The following is a 15,356-nucleotide window of genomic DNA, read 5'->3' on the forward strand; positions in this document are numbered from 1 at the left end:
TGTCCGATGGACCCTTTTGATAGCGTTTGGACCCCCCTTTTCCTACTCTCTGGATCGAGCGAGGTATTCGATGATTCGTCCAGCTACCCTCTGGCGAGCTTTTTTCTGCGCAGTTGGTATCGTGTTGATCATCGGTGGAATCGAGTGTTTGCTGATCGACAGCGCGGTGCTCGTCGCGGGAGTCTTGGACGACCCCGTGCGTCAACAGGCCAGCGGGGGGCTCTTTTCAGCCCCGCCGCCCCCTACCAACCGAGTGTTCAAGCCCTCGGAATGGTTTCCTTGGTCGCTCCTCGCCTTCGGCACGATCGTCATGCTCTACTCCCTGTCGCTTCGCCGCGACGGCGGTCCAGCCTAGCCTGGACCGCGAGGGAACAAGGAGCAGCGCTAGTAAAGAAGCTCCAATCCCCCCGAGCCGACGTGCAATACCTGCTGGCTGTTGTACTGGGCATCGTAACCTGCGAAGAGCCTGGCACCACGCCCTGCGCCAAGGCTGAACCCAGCGCCGGTGGATGCCCAATCTCTTCCCAGGTCGACCCCTCGCACGGCAAAACCAGACCCTGGCAATCCGCTCCACTGAGCCCCGATGAGATAGTTTGTATCGAGGAACTCGTGAAACCAGGCAGTCCGGAACTCGGGGGTCAGGAAAAGGCCTCGGCCCGTGATCACACTCTTGGAGAAACGGCCACCTAGTGAACTGCGTAGGGAATGGGCATCAATCCCGGTCGTCGCTAGGTTGAAGACTCCTCCGCCGCTCTCTTTCGCGCCAGCTTGCCGGAGATACGCATACTGCAATCCGGTGTAAGGCTGAAAGACCCAACCTCCTACATCCAGCGATAACCCCCGTTCGAAGTACGAGTTCGCTTGCCATCCATCCAGTGTGCTGCGGGGTGAGCCGCTGACATTCCCGATCTGAACATGTCGTTGCACCTCCGCATGGTCATACCCGATACCTCCCAGAACAAGATAGTAGTGTGCATCATCTCGTCCGCTGAGGTAGGTGCCAAAGTGGTAGTTCTCGACGTTCGCGGATTCGTTGAGCTGACGACCTCGCAAATTGCTCCATGCCATGTTGCTCCATAGCCCCCAAGCATGCCCGGGCTGCCACATGCGTTGCACCCCAATCTGAGTTCCTCCAATTCCATAGCGGAATCCATCGGCGTTGCCATCGCTATCGGCTTGACCTCCCAAACCATATCCGCTGATCCATCCGTCCGTTCGAAGCTCATCGACGGGACCTCGCATCGAATACGAACCATCTGAGGAGCCCGAGGGTGCCATCAAGTTCTTGATATGAGAGGACAACTGCGAGATGTAGTAAGTCGTATGCTGGAGATTTGCTGTAGGCAACGTAGCATAGATCGAACCACCCATCTGGTCCAAGCTCTGTTGGACTTGCTGATTCGTCATCGGCGTCATGGCATCGATGATCGACTGCAGGTCGGATGGAGGGGATGAACTGTTCGCATCGATAAACTGCGCAACGGAAAGTTGGTTTTCCGTCGCAGCAACCGTCGAAAAATCACTCATGTTCGCGATGAGCTCAAAGGAAACTGAGTTCAATCCGTAGATCAACGATGCATCAAAGAATGCCAAATCATCGACGATCGAGTCAAAGCTTCCGGTGACGCTGTTCCCGGTGAGAAACGTGTAAACACTGCCGTTGGTATAGTTGCCTGGAGCGCTGACAACGTTAACCGTTCCACCTTGAATATTGACGTTACCGTTGACGACGATCGAGTCATTGTTCACGCCGGAAACGGTCCCCGCGTCGTTGATCTCGATCGTGGTGGTGCTGCCAGCACTGAACGTTGCATTGCCGTTCACGTTCAAGGTTCCGATGGAGTTGCCTGGTGCGAGGGTCCCATTGAGGAGCAACTCGCCGATGATCGTTCCACTTCCCCCCAACGTTCCATTGGAGTTCACGGTTACATTGGTGGTGGTGTTCGAGTTGACTCGGAAAGTACCCGAGTTGACGGTGACTCCATGCTGGACGGTGATATCTCCCGTCGTCTCGACGGTTCCGTCTCCGTCGAGACTCAATTGATCGAACGTGAAGTCTTGTCCGTCGAGTTGCAGGTTGGTGTTGCCAGACATGGCGAAGTTCACCGATGCGCCTTCCATGGCATAGACACTCGACGAAGCAGCCGTTCCGTCACTGCCAATGGTGTTGTACCCCATGCCTCCAGAGCCAGCTTCGACCGATCCGTCGGTGAAAAGAACATTCTCAAAGGTGATGGTCCCCCCTTGGCGAACAAACACCGCGCCCCCTAATCCGTCCCCTCCATCGCCACCCTCCTGTTCGTCGCCACCATCTCCGCCGCCAAAGCCTCCCTGCCCCGTAATTTGAGAGTAGTGCCCAGCGCCACCACCACCACCACCGAATCCGCCATTCCCACCCTTTTCAAATCTCCCTCCCCCACCGCCACCGCCAAAATCGCCGCCGTCTCCCCCTTCCTCGTAGTCTCCACCTCCACCACCTCCTCCAAACGTTTGACCAGAACTTCCAACGGAAGAATCGTTGCCGCCATCTCCTCCTTCCGAACCCCCGCCGGTTCCGCCGCCAAAACCACTGGAATTTCCTCCTGCCTGGGAGGCACCTCCACCTCCACCACCCCCATAATTACCCGATCCCCCCGTACCGAGAAGTCCCCCTCCTCCCCCACCACCGCCATTGCCCGCGGCACCGCCGTCGCCTCCTAATCCGCCACCACCTCCCCCACCTCGAAGTATCGAGTTGCTGTATTCGCCACCGTGACCACCTTGGGCTGAATTGTTGGCTAGACGAACATTTCGCATGGTGACACTGCCGGTCGAGTTGACGAAAACTGCGCCACCCGCACCCAGACCGCCACCACCGCCACCTCCCCGGCCAGTCGTCGCACCATTGCCGCCCTTAGCCAGACCGTCAGCGATTTTCACATCCTCGAACGTCACGTTGCCCGACTCGACCCAAAAGACGCGGGTCTGATTGTGCCCGCTAATGACCAACTGATCGCTCCCCAAACCGACAATGTTCAAACTGCCGCCGGTTCCCTTGGAGATCATCGGAAGCATCGATTGAACCGTAATAGTCTGCCCCATAAGGGAGCTATCGAAACGAATCGTATCGGTCCCGGTCGGATTCAGATTCGCCTGTTCAATCGCGTCGCGCAACGACCCTGCACCCGCATCTGCCATGCTCGAAACCCAGATGTCGGCCCCGTGCACGCTGGGGGCCACCCAAGTCCCCGTCGTCAGCAACGCGGCATAGAGCGATCGACGCCAAAGTCGACGGGCGATCGTCCCCCTCTCTGAAATCGAGTTGGCTCGGGGGCGACATGACCGACATGAAATCAAGCCGAACGACATGAGTGAATCCTTTCCATCGACCGCACTAGACGAATTTGCGATTGCGTACCCGCAGCGGAGAATCCTTTCTCCTGCGTCGTCTCTATCGGGTGGAACGGAAAGTCCCTCGTTACTACCTAGACGGATTTTGCAGATCGTTACAGCCTTGTATTCCGGCCGATCGGATCGACCGGAATAACTTAACTCGCGATGTTAAGCTGTAACGCTTCAACCACCGTGCTGCATGTAGATTTCTTCGTAAGGTTGCACCACGACGAAGCCATCTCCCTGGAACTTCATCTGCAAACTCTCGCCGCTCCCGCGACCGAGAAACGTTTTGAATGTAATGTCGGTTTTGAACTCGGGGGTCAGGTTGCCGCTCCAAGCGATCGTCGCGTTGGGATCGGTAAAGACAGGCAGATCGGGGGTCACACGCAGCGTGAGAGGATCGTAATGGGACGTAATCGCGAGCATGCCGGTACCACTAAAGCGGGCGTTGAACAACCCTCCGCTGAGCATGGCTGCCACTTTGCGAAGCATCTTGATGTCGAACTGAAGAGAGGTTTCAAAGGCAAGCACGTCGTTGGCATTCACGAAAATCGATTCCCCCTCCAAGTTGAGAATCGTGATCTTCTTTCCCGTGTCAGCCAAATAAACAACTCCGCGCCCCGAAGCCTTCGTCAATCGGGTCCCTTCACCGCTAACCATCTTCTTGAGCAAGTTCCCCATCCCCTGCTGGAGGATCCCTTCACGCTCAAATTTGACGTTTCCAACGTACGCGATCATCGATCCCGTTTTGGTCCAAATATCGCCGTTGAGATTGACTTCTAAAACGCGATCCCGCTCCAGCTCGAATAACCCTTGCCCACGATCTTTTTGAGTGGAGGTTTCGAGAAACTCACGCAGTCCGAATCGAGCCATAACCCATTCACTCCTCAAGTGGTAGAAGCGCGATGCAGTCGCGCGGGTCGCTCAGCAAGCCCGCACTATCGCGCGACGAGAAATACCGATACCGAGCCGTTTTGGCGAACCATATCATACACGCGTATCGCTTCGCCTGCGGGAACGGAATTTTCGGGATCGATGATCACCGGCACATCGTTTCGAATCCGCAAGATCGCTTGCAGACGCTCCGTGAGCTCCTCGATCCCCGCAATCGCATTGGATTGCAACGTGTACCGAACACCGTTGTTTGCCATAGAAAGCTTGATCACGATGTCATTGAAATCGGCGACTTCGGATTCCGTCGGCTGTGGAGCAGTCCCCTTGGGTGCGGGTTCGGGTTGGCTCGCGGATGCTGCCGGAAGCTGCTTCTCTAGCTTTTGAAAGGATGCCGTGGTCAAGAAAAAAATGAGCAATAGAAAAACGACGTCGATCATGGGTGTCATGACGCTATCGACGGAAGCGGACCGAGAACCGGAGCTGTACACGCTCTTCATTTCGATTCCTCTTCGTACACGGCGAAGACAATGTCGCTGTTCCCATTCAGTGCGCACATGCGCAGCAAGCCAGCGATCGCGTCGTACCGCGCCGACCGGTCGGTACGAATTCGAACGCGGACTGACACGTTCTCCGACTGGTTTCGCTGCGCAATGAGTCGACGGATGGGATCGAGGGCCATCGACTGGTTCCCTACTTGATAAGAGCCATCGGCCAACACCTGCACGGTCAAAGTCGGCTTGGCCAGATCATCGGACTGACCGGATAGGGCAAGGGGAAGCGATAGCTTGAGAAAATTCTCTTGCTTGGCCAAATGACTGCTCACCAAGAAAAAGATGATGAGCAGAAAGGTGACATCGATCATGGGAGTCATGTTGATGGCAACTCGACTCGTCCCCCGGTAATTGGGTATTCGCATGGCTAGGCTCGGATTACTTTGCGCATCAGCCACGTACCGATGGCTGCCAGCACTATATTACCCAACCACAAGGCAACTGCGGGCCAAGTCCCCTTTTTGGACATCTCGAGCGCCAATCCAAAAACAGGATAGTACACCAATAGGACCGGAATAAAACAGAGGCCGAAACTCCACCAATAGTCCGCGCTCTTGATGAGAATGGCCATGGGCACTCCCATCCAAACAAAAGCGAGACAACTGAATCCCAACGCCCAACGCCGCATCGGTTCGGTCCGGAATCTTGCCATCCGCGTCTCGGTTTCTTGGACCATATACTGGATCTGCGCCGCCATAGGGTCGTTGAATGCGATGTATCTCCCCGTGCCGAGCGCGAACGAAAAGTTCGCAGCCAGCTGCTCGCGCCGCCGCTCGTTGATCTCGCTGTGCGTTCGGATCTGATCGGGAATCTCCGTCATGGAGAAACTGGTCGGACTGGAAGACGTCGCGCTCGCTTTGGAGGCTTTGTTGAGCGGCAACTCGATGGTCTGCGAACCATTCCACTTCATCTGTTTGTCCCGATCGATATCCACAAACGAATCGATCAGTTCAATGGTCAGCAGATCTTTATCTAGATTGACGGAGATACGCGCCTTCTCCGAATGGATGGTGATGAGTTGCGAGTTGCTTCCGGAAAACATCCAAATCGTAGGCTTGATCAGCCACTTGTCCTGCACATCCTCGACGTGAATGGAAAACCCCTTCTCGGAGGTATACGAGCGCTGAGAACGCAGAGCGGGATACAGAATCTCCTCAATGCTTCGGAGCACGACTTGCTGCATCCCTGGCCTCGCCCACGACACGGCCTGATCATTGAGCCAGACGGAAGGAAGGCTCAGCAGCAAACCCAAAAACCAAGCCGGCCGAAATACCCGCATCGGGGATATTCCCGCGCTCTTGAGTGCGATGATCTCGTTGTCGGCAGAGATGCGACCATAAACACAGCAAACCGCAAAAAGAAGGGTCGCCGGAACCGAGTACTGCAACGCAATCAGAGAAATGTACGGAAAAAGCTTCAGGATCGTGAGCGTGTTGACCCCTTCGGCAACCAGTTGCTGCCCCACAAAGATCAACGAGATCACCAGGGTCATGGAGATCAGCATCAGGAGAAACATCTTGAGCACGTCACCAAGGACGTACCGCGTGAACTTGCCGGGGATCATGAAGCAAGTCTAGCGAAAGGCTCGCTCGAAAGTGACCCCAGTTTCTAGCCCCTCGCCACTGCATGAAGTACGAAAAAAAAACACCGCACTCAACCCAGAACCAGCCGAAGGTCCTCTCCCTCCTCCAGCAAACTCCGAATCTCATGCGGTGTTATTTTTTCATCTAGGGGACGCTGTCTCGCACACACACGTTTGACTTCGACCCTTCATGACTCCTCCAGGTTGCATTCCCCGTGCCAGCAGGAACATCTTGCTTTCCATCTCGCCAGATAGCAATCAGTTAACTCCCGCACAAAGGCACTTGATTTCACATTAATGGCTAATCCAGGGGATGCAGCGACCTCATAAAAAATCTTTCTAATGTTGCTACCGATTCGTTCCGAGGTCCCGATCCAGGCGAGATGCGAATTCCACGGGCAGAGAACTTGCACAAAACATGTCGGACTGCCTGTTTTTTGGGCACCGAGATGGAGGAACTCCAGTCGGGTGTGCCGCTTCGGTTTTCGCCGACGGAATCCAAACATGATGAAATTCAGGATTTCAACTTGGAAAGCTGCGATGCCTAGAAAAACCCTTCGGCCTGTAGCGATTGCAACAATCAGGCCCACCATGAGGGGGGTTGGTGGTTAATAAATCTAGCTTTTTCGAGAGCTTCTTAATCTACAGCGCACGGGTTCCGATGCTAGTTTTGCGAGTCCGTGAGAAGTGCAGGTGCTCCACGTCTGCCCACTTCGCTGCCGCTGGTGATCCCTCGCGATGGTTCAGGGAGAGAAAGTAGGCAACCGGAAGGAAAGGATTTCCATCGTTTCGTTTCAATGCCTGCCAAGGCGACTCCAACTTTTCAAACCCAACGAGTGATCGTGGGTGCCATTACCAATCCAATCGGGAGATAGATATAGATGTCACGTATTAATACGAATGTTAGTTCGTTAAACGCTCAAAACCGCCTGAACCGAACCAACGGGGATTTGCAAACCGCCTTGACCCGCTTAAGCACCGGTCTCCGTATCAACACCGGGAAAGACGATCCAGCAGGTTTGATTGCCAGCGAAGCGTTGCGAAGCGACATTACCAGCATCAACAAAGCGCTCTCGAATACCCAACGCGCTAACCAAATCATCGGAACGGCCGACTCGGCCCTCGGCCAGGTTAGCTCCTTGCTGAACGATGTCCGTGGCTTGGTCACCGAAGCTGCCAACAAGGGGGCGCTCAGCGACGATGAAATCGCTGCAAACCAGCTCCAAATCGACTCGTCGCTCGAAGCGATCAACCGGATTGCACAAACGACGACCTTCCAAGGCCGTCGATTGCTCGACGGTTCGCTCGATTTCCAAGTCTCCCAAGGGACCGGCTTCAACTCGGTCAAAGACCTTCAGATCGACTCGGCCAACCTGGGTGCATCGGGCAGCATTGGAGTCAACGTCGAGATCAGCACTGCAGCGACCCGTGCCACAATCACTGCGGACGTTCCAGCAGCCAACGCATCGGAGAAGGCTCGCAGCGCCTTCACCTTCGCCGATTCAACCGTCGGAGCCGAAGCCTCCGGTACGGTCAACATGGCCACTTCCTTCTTCGGTGGCGATGAGGCAACCGGAAACATCGGTTTGGATGCGGCCACCGTTGCCTATGTCGAAGCCAATGGAACCTTGACGCTCGGAAGCGGAGCGGCCCTCAGTATCACAGCTCGCGACGGTTCAGTTGTCGACGGTGCTGTCGGCAACGATGTTCGTATCAACATCACCACCGGCGCTTCGACGACCGGCTCTTACGATGCGGATACCAACACCCTCAACCTGCAATTGGCCGCCGGCGCAACAGCAGCAACGGCAGTCACCGCCCTCAACAGCGTTTCGGGCATCAATAGCCTGTTTAGTTTCTCCGGCGGCAATGCAACCAACGTCGAGGCAACCGATGCCGGTATCCGAACAGGGGTTCTTTCCGGCGGTACCTCGATTGTTCCAACGGACTTTACCCAATCGAGCGCTAATGGCGTTGTTTTCCAATCATCGGTAGGTAACAACATCGCTTTCGATATCGATGCCGTTGCCGGCGGATCTTTTGACGGACTTCGAGGTGACGCGACAGACTTCACTTTCACCATCGCCAACGGTGGCGGCTCGTCGGCGACGTTCGATGCGGCTGCGAACTCCGTTCGATTGGTCATCGACCGAACCCAGACCGTGGGCGACATCACTACGGCTATCAACACGGGACTGAGCGGACAATTCACTTTCTCCGGCGGGGCGATCACGGGAACGCTCGCCGACGTAACCACCCCCACCGCAGTCGCCAACCCCCTGTCGGGTGGTACCGATACCCCGCTCGCTCTCGGCAGCCGAGCTGGCTTCCAATTGACGGCTGTGGATGGTGGAGCAGCCGACGGCGCAATCGGGAATAGCACGGACGTTCGATTTATCGAAGCAGCTTCCGGAACCGAAACCACCGCTGTCTACGATGCAACGGCGAACCGACTGAATATCACTGTCGGCCGAGGCGCAACGGTTGCTGATGTGGCGTCCGCCATCAACGACGAAGGCACCTTTGAAGCCGCCAACGTTCGCTTTGCCGAAGCACGGTTCAATTCCAATGACATCGGTACCCTCACCGACCCAATGGGGTTGGGCACCGATACCGTTGCAGCCTCGTCCTTCAAATTGACAGCTGTCGATGGAGGATTGGCGGATGGTGACGTAGGTAACAACACCAGCCTCATCTTCAGCACTGGCACGACCACAGACGTTATCTACGACGAAGCCTCCAACGAACTCCGCATCACTGTCGGGGAAGGGGCAACGATCCAAAACATCGCCGACGCAATCACCGCCAACGTGGGAAGCGTCTTCACGGTCTCCGACGTAGCGAACGGTAGTGCCAACTTCAATCGCACTCCTGCCAACGCGGACTTGGGAACCAAGACGGGTGTCCTGACTGGCGGATCGACCAGTTCCTCCGGTCTCAGCGATGAATTGATCATCGAATCCGCCAACCCTGGTGTCGACTTCAACGGCTTGTCGATCACGTTCCAAGAAGACGCTTCGGTCGCGGCCAACGCTCCCACAGCAACCTATACTGCCGGAACGGGTGGAAACCCAGGCTCGATCTTGATCCGCGTCAGCAACTCGGGCAGCACCCAGTTGTCGGCCGTCGCTTCCGCGATCAACAACATCCAAGATTCGAACAACCAGCCGCTCTTCGCAGCTTCCCTTAGCCCAACCAGCAACGGTGATGGTGTCTACAAGGGGGCTGTCGAGTCGGTTCCATCCGCTGGGACGATGACCGGCGGCGCTCTCGGAGGTGGACTCCAAGCCGACCTCGTCTTCCAATTGACGGGTGGCAACGGTGCTGAAGTCTTCAAGTTCCAAAAGGGTGTTTCTGTTGACAACATCATCCAATCAATCAACTTGCTCAAGGACTCGACCGGCGTCGAAGCCGTCCTGAACGATGATCAAGACATCGAATTCCGCAGCACCGAATTCGGCTCGGCCGGAATCGTCGCTGTCGAAGTTCTCAGCGAAGGTGTCGGCGGTACATTTAAGGACGGTCTGCAAGGTGGACCTCGCGCTGTCGGAACCGATATCCAAGCTACGGTCAACGGTACCGTCGCATCGGGTAAAGGAAACCAAATTTCGCTGAGCACCTCCACGCTGAGCTTCAGCATGACCGTCGAAGCAGGCTCGGACACCTCGGTGAATTTCAACATCACCGGTGGTGGCGCGATGTTCCAACTCGGCCCCGATGTCGTTAGCAACCAACAAGCGCGACTCGGGATCTCGAGCTTGAACACTGCCAAACTAGGCGGAGTCTCGGGCAAACTGTTCGAATTGGCTAGCAGCGGTAACAGCTCGCTCACCAAGGATGTAAGCCGCGCTTCGGCGATCGTCGATCAAGTCATCAACAAGGTGACCACCCTTCGCGGACGACTCGGTGCGTTCCAACGTACTGCCTTGGAAAGCAATACGGTTTCGCTCAACGACACCCTCTCGAACTTGAACGAAGCTCAAAGCACCATTCGCGACGCAGACTTTGCGAAGGAATCCGCGAACTTGACCCGTGCACAGATCTTGGTCCAGTCGGGAACAAGCGTTCTCGGAATTGCGAACCAAAGCTCGCAGTCGGTTCTCTCGCTCCTGCGATAAGCCCGACTTCCTAGCGACAAAACCAAAAGGCGTGCCACAAGCACGCCTTTTTTTATTGCTAGCGAAGATCTCACGGGATCTTTGCCCCCGATCTGTCGATATCTAACTCCTAAAAGGAATAGTTTCTTACCAATCGAAGACCACCGAGCGCGGCTTTCCGTGGCATAGTAGAGAATCATGGGACGTATCCAATCTAACATCGGCTTAACATCTGGAATCGATATCGCCAAGACGGTCGACCAGTTGATGACCGTTGCGTCCAGGCCCGTTGACCTGCTCAATACCCGAGTGAAGGGGCTTCAAGCTCAGCAAATTGCCATTACTGAGCTGACAGCCCTGGTCGTCGGCATCCAACTCCAATCCGACCGCATCGGTGTCCCGTCTAGCATCGCGACAACGACAGCGAATTCAGCCAAACCCGATGTCGTCACGGCGGCCATCTCGGGCAAAGCGGTACCGGGCAACTACTCCGTCCAAGTTCTTCAGACGGCTCAAACCGCAACGGCTTCGAGCGCTCCGATTTCCAGCACTTCGGAACTTCTTCAAGCTGGTGAGTTCGTCGTACGAACGGGCGGCTTCGTCGATGGAAGTATGGATCTGGATGATGTGCGAGGAGGATCAGGCGTTACCCGTGGATTGATCCGGGTCACGGATCGCAGTGGCGCTTCGAAGGAGGTCGATCTCCGATTCGCGGCAACCATGGAGGATGTCGTCAAAGCCATCAACAACTCGGGTCTCAAAGTCAGCGCGAAAACCGTTGGGGACCGGCTCTCTCTCAATGACTTGAGCGGACAAACTACCTCCAACTTGATCGTGGAAGAGGTCGGAGGAGGACGTACAGCCGCAGATCTTGGTCTAGGTGGAGTCAATGTTAGCGCGAACAGCGCAACCGGGGACGATCTTGCTTTCCTCGGTGCATCCACTCGTTTAAGCACGCTTCGCGACCAACGGGGCCTCTCGATGCGGTTCGGCAACGAGTTGACGGTGAACTTGAAGGATGGAACAACCATCGCCGTTGATCTCGATAGCTCCAATCCGCCTCGAACCGTCGGACAACTACTGGCAAAAGTCAATGCGGCGAACCCTGACAAACTGGAAATGCGGATTCGTGAGGACGGGGACGGATTCGATTTGATCGACAAGACGAGTGGCTCAAACACCTTTGCGGCATCCGGCCGACTGGCAGATGAATTGGGGCTTACGGACAAGACGGAGACCAACGGCGCCCTATCGGGATCTCGCGTTCAGAACACCCTCGCGGGTCCCTTACTGGGCACGTTGAACGGAGGAAAAGGAATCGGAACTCCCGGAACCGTTGCGATCACCAATCGTCTCGGCGTGACAACCCAAGTCGATTTGTCGGGGAGCGAAGGGTTGCGAGACGTGATGGACAAAATCAACCAAAGCAACTCAGGTGTTACCGCTTCGCTAAATCGTTCCCGAACAGGAATCGTTTTGCAAGACGTCACCGGCGGCGCAGCCAGCAACCTCATCGTCGCAGATGGAGATGCGAATGAAACGGCGACAAAACTAGGCCTAGCGGTCAACGTGGCGAAGAGCAGCGTCGATGGTCAATCGCTCAAGATGCAATATGTCGGTGAAGCAACCGAGCTGTCTCGACTGAACCAAGGAAGAGGTGTGAGGCTCGGCAGCTTTACCATCACCAATGCCTCGGGAGGACAGAAATCGGTCACCGTCACTCCCAACACAAAGACTGTCGGGGACCTGCTGGAATTGGTCAACGCCAATACGATCGGCGTCCAAGCTCGCCTCAATGACGAAGGGGATGGCATTGTCATCGTCGATACGTCGAATGGATCCGGCAGCCTCACCATCACCGAAAATCAATCGGGCAACGCAGCGAAAGATCTGGGAATCCTCGGCACGGGTGTTTCAAAGACCGAACCAAATCGTCGCGAAATCAACGGCAGCCAAACGTTTCGGTTGCAGGTGGGCGCATCCGATACCGTCTCCGATGTTGTGAAAAAGATCAACGATGCAGGTGGACCCATCACCGCCTCCCTGCTCACATCGGGACCCTCCACCGTTCGGGTGCTCCTGACATCCCGTGCCACAGGAGAGGCAGGCCGCATGGTTGCCGATGGCGATGCAATCGGACTGAATATCAACGCGTCCGGTGCCGCCCGCGACGCCTTGATCTCCGTCGGTGGAGCCTCGGACACAGGGGGTACGCTGATTCGCTCGTCCACCAATACCATCAACAATGCCGTGGAAGGCGTCTCGCTATCACTCAAAGGAGTCTCCACGAGCCCCGTCGACATTTCAGTGACTCAAAACAACTCCACCCTCGAACGCAATTTGCAGCTGTTCGTCGATCAGTTCAACAAAGTACGAGACAAAATCGACAAGGAAACAGAGTTCAACACCGACACCGGAACCACCGGGATGCTGATCGGTAGCTCGGAAGTCCTTCGCGCTGAACAAACCCTCACCCGACTTATTACCCAGCGCACGTTTGGCTCAGGTCGAGTTCAATCGCTCGAGCAACTCGGCCTCAGCTTGAACGATCAAGGTAAACTCGAATTCGATAAGGAGAAGCTCACCAAAGCGATCGCCGCGAACCCGGAAGATGTCACCAGCTTTCTCACCAAAGAAACAACCGGCTTCGGAGCTCGAGCCAAAAAGGCTCTCGATGCAATCGTGGGCGTTAACAACAGTACATTGGTCCTTCGCAACCAATCCCTCCAACGGCAAATAGAATCGACCAACAAACGGATCGAAACGCAGAATGCAAGACTTGGTCGCGAACGTGAAAGGCTTCTCAACCAGTTCTACAAACTGGAGGAAACCCTAAGCAAGATTCGTAACAACAGCAATGCCATGACGGATATCAATTCGGTGCTTGCTCGATTCCAAGACTTGTAACTCCCCTTCATCAGAAAACAGCAGAGGCCGCTCATCGAAACGAGCGGCCTCTGCAATCTAGGAGTAGGTGGTAAGCATGGTTGCAAGATGCTTACCAAACCGCAGATACCACAGCGGCGTTGCTCAAAGCCCCAAAGAACAACGCGCTGGTCGGTACACACGCAGCCGAATCCCACTCAAAGGTTTGTCGTGCTCATGCTGAGCGGACAATTACAAACCTAGGTCACGATCGGATCCAAGGCAAATCTCTGCAAATTTATTTTCCGAAAACAACAAACGGATCTGCCTCTTGAATAGCAGCCCCCGCAGCTAACAAGACTCCTTCGGAGAACATCCGCCCTGTGAGCGCGACGGTGCGAGGCTTTCGCTCCCCCTCCTCTTCACCAAAACTAACTACTACCGTGGGATGCCCCGTCAGATTCATTCTGGAAAGATCCCCATCGCCGATCAACAAAGCGACCTTGCGCAACTCGGTCTCCGTCTCGCGGATCATCGCTACTCGCGATCGCATTCCGTGCAGATAATCGACCGCCCGCACCCACTGCGCCTCGCGAAACGAGGGCCCCCACTTTCCTAACTCGCTGTCCTCTTCGGCGTCGCGAAAAAGCATCTCATGTACCGAAGCTGCCTCGGTACCCAGCGCATCGGACATGATGCGTATCGGCGCCTCTGGGAACTGGATCTCCACCACCTCGGCCCCCTGCCCCTCAAACCAGCTTCGAATCCTGCGTTCCGAAGCATTCATTCTGCTGGTGACTCCTACACGAAGCCCCTGGAGCGAGAGCTCGGACCGGCCCGCCCAAGGAAGCTCGACCACCGTCGGGTCCAACCCATCCGGTCCCAAAATGGCAGAAAAAACCGCTTCGCAATCTTCGACTCGATTGGCGATCGGACCAATCTTGTCCATCGTCCATGACAAAGTCATGCACCCTGCACGACTCACTCTCCCAAAGGTGGGACGCAACCCCGATGTTCCGCAGACTCGAGTCGGCGAAACAATACTTCCCAACGTTTCAGTCCCGATCGCAAACGGACAAAGTCGCGCCGCTACCGCCGAGGCGCTTCCGGCTGAGGACCCCGAACTTCCTTGCTCTGGTTTCCACGGATTCTTCGTTTGGCCACCATGCCAAACATCTCCCCAAGCTAGAGTCCCTACCGAGAGTTTGGCCAACAAGACCGCGCCTGCCTCATGAAGCCTCTTTGCAACGGTCGCGGTCTCCTCCCACTCGCGATCTTGGTAACGCCCCACCCCCCAAGTGCAGGGTAGTCCTCGCACCGCAATAATATCCTTCGCACCCCACGGAATCCCATGAAGCAACCCTCGATCCTTTCCATTGGCCAACTCGACGTCTCGCTCCTTCGCCGTTTGGATCGCTGCCTCATTCATGCGTACAACGCACAACAACTCCTCATTCGCTCGTTTCAATCTCTGAAAATAGAAATCCGTAAGATCCTCACTCGTGAACCATTTCTGCCGCAGGCCAAACGCTAGATGCTTGATCGGCCACTCCAGCACATCCTCCATGCGTTTGTTCCATACCAGCCCCGTAGATTTCGGAACAACTGGTAGCACAGACGCATCCAGTCCACGATCCTGCTGAAATGGAAACAAATTACCATTCTCGTCGGCAGGCAAAAAGAAAGAGGGCCGATACGCAAGTGGCATCGGTACATTCTCGCTTGGCAATTTCTGACGATAAGCCTTCCAGCCAGCCAGCTTGCGATTCAAACTCTTGGCCACCTCTTCGCACTGTTCGTCGGTCCAACGAACATCAGCGATCCAACACGCATCGGCGATCTGCTTACCGGTGATCTCGGTCTCGTCTGCTGCCTGCGCCGCGATCGCCCGCCCAAGCACAGGTTGAATGGATATGCTGCCACAAATCCCACTCCCCAAGGCGGCCAATACGGCTTGCCGTCTCGTCACCAATCCCATGACCCTCTCCCCTT

The 15,356-nt window shown here is 55.7% G+C and carries 9 protein-coding genes; 3 read left to right on the top strand and 6 right to left on the bottom strand.

The features are described from left to right. Window positions 1-70: 70 nt before the first annotated feature. Window positions 71-355 (top strand): hypothetical protein, encoded by a 285-nt coding sequence (locus SH467x_RS06625; protein ID WP_482370489.1) that lies wholly within the window; start codon window positions 71-73, stop codon window positions 353-355. Window positions 356-384: 29 nt separating this feature from the next. On the opposite strand, the gene SH467x_RS06630 is transcribed toward SH467x_RS06625, so the two are convergent. The 5 genes from SH467x_RS06630 to SH467x_RS06650 form a co-directional block, all read right to left on the bottom strand. Beyond that, complete coding sequence (locus SH467x_RS06630) at window positions 385-3,348, bottom strand: autotransporter outer membrane beta-barrel domain-containing protein (protein WP_482370490.1); 2,964 nt, start codon at window positions 3,346-3,348, stop codon at window positions 385-387. 207 nt (window positions 3,349-3,555) lie between these two features. Continuing rightward, on the bottom strand, window positions 3,556-4,248 hold the full coding sequence (locus SH467x_RS06635) for an AIM24 family protein (protein ID WP_482370491.1): 693 nt from the start codon (window positions 4,246-4,248) through the stop codon (window positions 3,556-3,558). A gap of 65 nt (window positions 4,249-4,313) precedes the next feature. After that, the gene (locus SH467x_RS06640; RefSeq protein ID WP_482370492.1) at window positions 4,314-4,766 is read right to left on the bottom strand and encodes an ExbD/TolR family protein; all 453 of its coding nucleotides are present in this window, start codon (window positions 4,764-4,766) and stop codon (window positions 4,314-4,316) included. Further along, on the bottom strand, window positions 4,763-5,185 hold the full coding sequence (locus SH467x_RS06645; protein WP_482370493.1) for an ExbD/TolR family protein: 423 nt from the start codon (window positions 5,183-5,185) through the stop codon (window positions 4,763-4,765). Before SH467x_RS06645 ends, SH467x_RS06640 begins: the two co-directional genes overlap by 4 nt. A 2-nt stretch (window positions 5,186-5,187) precedes the next feature. Next, window positions 5,188-6,384, bottom strand: a complete 1,197-nt coding sequence (locus SH467x_RS06650) for an LptF/LptG family permease (protein ID WP_482370494.1) — start codon at window positions 6,382-6,384, stop codon at window positions 5,188-5,190. 899 nt (window positions 6,385-7,283) lie between these two features. Between SH467x_RS06650 and SH467x_RS06655 the strand changes: the two genes are divergently transcribed. Then, entirely contained in the window at window positions 7,284-10,520 is a 3,237-nt protein-coding gene (locus SH467x_RS06655) for a flagellin N-terminal helical domain-containing protein (protein WP_482370495.1), read from the top strand. 177 nt (window positions 10,521-10,697) lie between these two features. After that, window positions 10,698-13,406, top strand: a complete 2,709-nt coding sequence (gene fliD / locus SH467x_RS06660) for a flagellar filament capping protein FliD (protein WP_482370496.1) — start codon at window positions 10,698-10,700, stop codon at window positions 13,404-13,406. Between the two features lie 256 nt (window positions 13,407-13,662). Here fliD and SH467x_RS06665 read toward each other — a convergent pair whose 3' ends face one another. Then, window positions 13,663-15,342, bottom strand: coding sequence for an amidase (locus SH467x_RS06665; protein WP_482370497.1), 1,680 nt, complete (start codon window positions 15,340-15,342; stop codon window positions 13,663-13,665). Window positions 15,343-15,356: the final 14 nt, after the last annotated feature.

It is taken from the genome of Brakhagea slesvicensis, from assembly GCF_052161625.1.
GTDB lineage: Bacteria > Planctomycetota > Planctomycetia > Pirellulales > Pirellulaceae > JBKCUI01.